This window comes from Geodermatophilus chilensis (assembly GCF_002802985.1).
Taxonomy (GTDB): domain Bacteria; phylum Actinomycetota; class Actinomycetes; order Mycobacteriales; family Geodermatophilaceae; genus Geodermatophilus; species Geodermatophilus chilensis.
The window spans coordinates 1-5,431 of sequence record NZ_NVPT01000247.1; the positions used below are offsets into that span (position 1 = coordinate 1).

The 5,431-nt window shown below is 72.8% G+C and carries 7 protein-coding genes and 3 pseudogenes; 9 read left to right on the plus strand and 1 reads right to left on the minus strand.

Features of this window, described 5'->3' with window-relative positions:
- Positions 1 to 166 precede the first annotated feature (166 nt).
- The 9 genes and pseudogenes from CNO22_RS25405 to CNO22_RS28620 all read left to right on the plus strand — a co-directional run bounded on the left by CNO22_RS25405 (position 167) and on the right by CNO22_RS28620 (position 4,529).
- Positions 167 to 709 carry a winged helix-turn-helix domain-containing protein gene (locus CNO22_RS25405; RefSeq protein ID WP_100502034.1) on the plus strand — a complete coding sequence of 181 codons (543 nt, stop codon included), beginning with the start codon at positions 167 to 169 and terminating at the stop codon, positions 707 to 709.
- Between the two features lie 53 nt (positions 710 to 762).
- Positions 763 to 1,260, plus strand: coding sequence for a transposase (locus CNO22_RS25410; protein ID WP_198588599.1), 498 nt, complete (start codon positions 763 to 765; stop codon positions 1,258 to 1,260).
- A gap of 17 nt (positions 1,261 to 1,277) precedes the next feature.
- Positions 1,278 to 1,466: pseudogene (locus CNO22_RS30285) on the plus strand (NADP-dependent phosphogluconate dehydrogenase); the annotation flags it as partial.
- 100 nt (positions 1,467 to 1,566) lie between these two features.
- Positions 1,567 to 1,644: pseudogene (locus tag CNO22_RS30290) on the plus strand (hypothetical protein); the annotation flags it as partial.
- A gap of 235 nt (positions 1,645 to 1,879) precedes the next feature.
- Positions 1,880 to 2,002: a hypothetical protein gene (locus CNO22_RS30295; RefSeq protein WP_408609716.1), complete on the plus strand. Its 123-nt coding sequence runs from the start codon at positions 1,880 to 1,882 to the stop codon at positions 2,000 to 2,002.
- Positions 2,003 to 2,019: 17 nt separating this feature from the next.
- On the plus strand, positions 2,020 to 2,313 hold the full coding sequence (locus tag CNO22_RS28005; protein WP_157937122.1) for an adenine nucleotide alpha-hydrolase family protein: 294 nt from the start codon (positions 2,020 to 2,022) through the stop codon (positions 2,311 to 2,313).
- The gene (gene larB, locus CNO22_RS25420; RefSeq protein WP_198588600.1) at positions 2,306 to 3,061 is read left to right on the plus strand and encodes a nickel pincer cofactor biosynthesis protein LarB; all 756 of its coding nucleotides are present in this window, start codon (positions 2,306 to 2,308) and stop codon (positions 3,059 to 3,061) included. Before CNO22_RS28005 ends, larB begins: the two co-directional genes overlap by 8 nt.
- The gene (gene larC, locus CNO22_RS25425) at positions 3,058 to 4,278 is read left to right on the plus strand and encodes a nickel pincer cofactor biosynthesis protein LarC (RefSeq protein WP_100502031.1); all 1,221 of its coding nucleotides are present in this window, start codon (positions 3,058 to 3,060) and stop codon (positions 4,276 to 4,278) included. The genes larB and larC overlap by 4 nt, the downstream gene beginning before the upstream one ends.
- Before the next feature lie 101 nt (positions 4,279 to 4,379).
- Entirely contained in the window at positions 4,380 to 4,529 is a 150-nt protein-coding gene (locus tag CNO22_RS28620; RefSeq protein ID WP_198588601.1) for a hypothetical protein, read from the plus strand.
- A 453-nt stretch (positions 4,530 to 4,982) separates the two neighbouring features.
- On the opposite strand, the pseudogene CNO22_RS25430 reads toward CNO22_RS28620, so the two are convergent.
- A pseudogene (locus tag CNO22_RS25430) lies at positions 4,983 to 5,431 on the minus strand (transposase); the annotation flags it as partial.

Sequence of the window (5,431 nt, forward strand, 5' to 3'; positions counted from 1 at the left end):
CTTCGCCACTCGCTACGACAAACTCGCCGTCCGCTACGAAGCAACCGTCCAGATCAGCGACATCGACATCTGGCTCCGCGACTTATCAAACAGGGCCTAAAGATCATTAAGGGCGGGGGTTACGAGCTCTGCTGACAGGCGATGCAGCCTGCGCTATGCCGCTGGCATGAGGTATCCCGAGGGTGGTGGGCTGACTGCTGAGGAGCGTGCCGGGCGGGAGCGGGTGCGGTTGGCCGCGGCGAATTGGATCGAGGAGGGCGCCAGCGACCGGGAGGTGGCCGCCCGGTTTCGGGTGACCCGGATGTCGGCCAACCGGTGGCGCCGCGCGCTGGCCGCCGGCGGCCGCCCGGCGCTGGCGTCCAAGGGTCCGGGTGGGGCGCGCTGCAAGCTCAGCGCCGCCCAGCTGGCCGAGCTGCAGGAGCTGCTCGACGCCGGGCCGGCAGCGTGGGGCTGGGCGGACCAGCGCTGGACGCTGCCCCGCATCGCTGAGCTGGTGCGCACCCGATTCGGCGTGGACTACACCTTGCCCGGGCTGGACCTGCTGCTGCACCGCCTCGGTTGGAGCGTGCAGGTCCCCGCCCGGCGGGCCGCCGAGCGCGACGAGGAGCGGATCACCGCCTGGCGGGAGCAGACCTGGCCTGCGATAAAAGGGCCGCGGCGGACCTGGGCGCCTGGCTGGTCTTCGAAGACGAGTCCGGTCAGGGGCTGAGGCCGCCGCAAGGCCGCACCTGGGGCCGGCGCGGGCACACGCCGGTGGTGCGGGTGACCGCAGCCAACAGCCCGCGGCTGTCGGTGGCCGCGCTGCTGGCCACCAAACCCGGGCACCGCCCGCGGCTGATCTACCGCACCCACCGCGGCCGCCGCCACGGCGGCCGGAACGACGGCCGGCGCAAGGGGTTCACCGAGGCCGACTACGCCGCCCTCCTGGACGCCGCTCATCAGCAGCTCGGCGGGTCGATCGTGCTGGTCTGGGACAACCTCAACACCCACGTCAGTGCCGCGATGGCCGAGACGATCGAGGCCCGGCCGTGGCTGACGGTCTACCGGCTGCCGCCGTACGCCCACGAGCTGAACCCGGTGGAGCCGGTGTGGTCGCATTTGAAGCGGTCGCTGGCCAACCTGACCAAGCACGACCTCGCCGAGCTGACCGCGCTGGTGAAGACCCGCCTCAAGCGGATGCAGTACCGCCCGGGGCTGCTGGCCGGCTTCCTCGCCAGTACCGGGCTCGACCTCGGACCTTTCTGTAACAACCACCCTTAGTGATCTTTAGTCGACCTGTGCTCGGTTGCGCTGGGGTTCGCGACGCCTCGGCTTTGGCATCGCGGGGCCCACGACCCGCTCCGCCAGAGGCTGGGGGCTCCTGGAACGACGGCGACTTGGAGTCCTTCCTCATCGAGATCACCGCCGAGGTCCTCGCGCAGGCGGACGCCGAGACTGGTCGGCCCTTCGCCGACGTCGTCCTCGACCGGGCGGAGCAGAAGGGCACCGGCCGCTGGATGGTGCAGGGCGCGCTGGACGTGGGGATAACCGGTCACCGGCATCGCCGAGGCCACGTTCGCCCGTGCCCTGTCGGGGTCGGTTGCCCAGCGGACGGCCGCGGCCGGCCTGCCGGGGCACGCGGACGACCGGGCCGTGGCGGACCGCGACGCCTTCGTCGAGGACGTCCGGCCGGCGCTGTACGCCTCCGAGGTCGTCGCCTACATCACCAAGGCCTACCGGCGTCGCGCCGACCTGCCCTTGCTGCTCGCCGACCCGTACTTCACCGACGCCGTGGCCTACGGGGACCGCGCCTGGCGCAGGTGGTGGCCGCGGCCCGGCACGGAGTGCCGACGCCAGTTTCTCCTCGCTGGCCTACTACGACAGCGTCCGTGCCGGCCGGCTGCCGGCCGCGCGGGTCCAGGCTTGGCGGGACCACTTCGGCGCGCACACCTACTGGCGGCTCGACCGCGAGAGCAGCTTCCACCCATCATGGTCCGGAGACCGGACCGAACACCGCAGCTGACCGGGAGGAGCCCAAGCATGGACGCGGACAGCCGGGCGATCCTGGACGACGACGACCGCGAGGCGGTCGGCGTCGTGGCGGCCGCTGTTGCCGGCGCGATGGGCCTGCGAGACCTGCGGGTACGCCACCACGGGGATGCCGCCTGCCTCGAGGTTCCTGTCGAAGACATCGCGGCGGTGGCGGTCACGCCGCTGCACGAGCAGGTGCTGACGGCGGTGCGCTCGGCCGGGTTCCGGTTCATCGCCCTGGACCTGGCCGGAGTGCAGTCGGGCGCCTTCACCCTCGAGCTGGTCAGTGGGCCCCGTGACTGACTCCCCGGACCAGGAGGGGGAGCGGCCCGGGGCCGAGGGGGAGCGGCCCGGGGCTCCCGCCGCCCGGGCGCCGTACGTCGACCTCGGTTTCGCCCGCGTCGACACCGACCGGCTGGCGCGGACCGGCGACCCGGAGGTCGTCTACGGGGCGGGCAAGACCAGCGAGGAGGTCCTCGCCATCATCGAGACCCTGCGCGCCGCTGCACCGGGCCGTCCGGCGATGGTCACGCGGGCGGCTCCGGCCACCGTCGCGGCACTGCAGGCCCGCTGGCCGGACGCGACGGTTGACAGGAGCACCGTCGCCGTCGGGCCGCTGCCGCCCGCTCGCGGCCTGGTCGCCGTGGTGAGCGCGGGCACCTCCGACGAGCCCGTGGCGGCGGAGGCGGCGACCACCGTCCGTGTCCTCGGTGCCGAGGTCGTACGGGTGGTGGACGTCGGGGTCGCCGGTCTGCACCGCGTCCTCCACGCCAGACCGGTCCTCGAGAACGCCGACGTCGTCATCGTGGTCGCCGGGATGGAAGGGGCCCTGCCCAGCGTGGTCGGTGGACTGGTCGGGACGCCGGTCGTCGCGGTGCCGACCAGCGTCGGTTACGGGGCCAGCTTCCAGGGCCTGGCCGCACTGCTGGGGATGCTCAACTCGTGCGCGGCCGGGGTCGTCGTCTGCAACATCGACAACGGCTTCGGAGCTGGCGTGTTCGCCGCCCGGGTCGCCCGGAGCATCGGCGCCAGTCGAACCGGGCCGTCGTGAGCAGGGTCGGCTGGCTCGACCTGTCGAACGGCGTGGCCGGTGACATGTTGCTCGGCTCGCTGGTTGACGCAGGGGTCCCGCTCGCCGAGATGAGCGCTGCGCTGCAGCCGCTGGGGCTGCCGATCGGTCTGCGCGCGGAGGAGGTGTTCCGCGGGGGCCTGCGCGCCGTCCGCGTCGTCGTTGACGTCGGCGTTGCGGACCAGCCCTCCCGTACGTGGGCCGACGTCCGTACGCTCCTCGACCGGTTGCCGGACCCCCTGCGCAGCTCCGCGTCGGCCGTATTCGGCCGGCTCGCACGGGCGGAGGCGTCCGTGCACGGGGTACCCGAGGACGACGTGCACTTCCACGAGGTGGGTGCCCTCGACGCCATTGCCGACGTGGTAGGCGTCTGTGCCGGGGTCGCCGCGCTGGGTGTGGACCGCCTGGTCGCCTCGCCGATCGCACTCGGAGGCGGCCGTGCCCGCACCGCGCACGGCTGGATCCCGGTCCCCGGCCCCGCCGTCCTCGCGCTGCTGTCCGGCGCCGGGGCACCGGGGCGCGGCGGCCCGGACGACGACGAACTCGCCACTCCGACCGGCGTGGCCCTGACGACCACACTCGCGACGGCCTTCGGGCCGATGCCGCTCCTGCGTCCCACGCGGACGGGCACCGGCGCCGGCACCCGGGACCCCGCGCACCGGCCGAACGTTGTGCGACTCGTCCTCGGCGAGGAGATACGGCCGGCCGCCCCGGGGGTGGTCCCGGTGGACGAGGAGACGGTCCTCCTCCTCGAGACGAACGTCGACGACATGGACCCCCGGGGATGGCCGGAGGTGCTGGAGTCCCTCCTCGCAGCCGGCGCGGTCGATGCCTGGCTCACGCCCGTGCTGATGAAGAAGGGACGACCGGCCCACGTCCTGACGGCGCTGGCCGAGGCAGGCCCGGCGGCGGCCGTCCGCACGGTCCTCCTGCGCGAAACCACCACGCTCGGCGTCCGAGAGACCCTCGTGCGGCGCCACACCCTCGCACGCGGGTTCCGCACCGTCGACGTCGACGGTCAGCCGGTCGCCGTGAAGCTGGGGTTCACGGCGGACGGGCGCGTGGTCAACGCCATGCCGGAGTGGGAGGACGTCACCCGGGCGGCAGCGGTGCTCGGCCGGCCGGTCAAGCACGTCCTCGCCCGGGCGCTGGGACTCGCGGAGCGACTGACCTCCGCCGAGGGGCGGGAACCTGGGTGAGCGCCGGACCGGCGCGATCCGGGAACGGGCTGGCCGGCCCGAAACCGTGGCCCGAGGACGAGGGGTGAGCGGCCCCGGGCCCAAGCGGTTCGACCACCATTGTGACCACCATCAGGTCACCCTCACCGGCCGAGGACGTCGCCGAGGACGTGGGCGGCATCGCGCGAGACGTCGTGTGCAACGTGGCCGTAGACGTCGCCGGTGATGGCGATCGACGAGTGGCCGAGGCTTTCCGGGACGACCTTGAGTGAACGCCGTGGGGGAGCATCACGCTGGCCGCCGAGTGCCGGAGGGTGTGCAGACCCGTGTCCGGCCGTCCGGCCTTGGCGGCAGCGACCTCGAGCGCTCGGAGGAGTTGGGGTCGCACGGCTGGCCGAACTCGGTGGTGAAGACGAAGCCGGTCTCGTGCCACGTGAGGCCGCCCGCTCGTCGCTCCTCGGCCTGTGTGGCGAACCGGTCGTGGAGCAGTCGCTCCACCGGCGCGGGAATGAGGTTTTCTCACCAGGAACCAGCGTCCAACTGGAGGGTGCCGTCGACGTCGCTGGTCAGGGCTTCAGCCAGTCGTCTGCGGCTTCGGTCTCGACTCCTCGGCGCAGGCGCCCGCCAGGAGGCACTCGATCCTCCGCTGGCGCACGGGCCTGACTTGCATGGATGTCTCTGCTGACCGTCCGCGAACGGCGAATCCTGGTGAGAAAACCTCAGTCGCGCAGCCGCTCGTTGGCGACGAGCTTGGCGGTTTTGGGACGGCGGGCGGCCCGTTCGGCCTTCCACTGCGCGACCGACGCCCGGTACTCCAGCTGCCCACCTCTGGTAGCCGCGTTGCGGCGGAGCTCCCGAGATACCGTCGACGCGGCGCGGCCGATCCGTCGGGCGATTTCCCGGACCCCAGCCCTTTGGGCGCGCAGCAGCGCGATCTCCTCCCGCTCGGCGAACGACAGATACCGGCCCGAGGACGGCCCGCATCGCAGCGAGGCGGGCATGCCGCCGCGCTAGCGGAACCACCGCGACCCGACCGGCCTGGACACCCCGACCGCGACCGCGGCGTCCTCACTGCTCACAGCGGTGTGCTGATTGGTTGACGGTGGGCGGTTGGCAGACGTACTCCGCTGGGGTGCGGGCTTATTCGATGGATCTGCGTGAGCGGGTGGTGGCC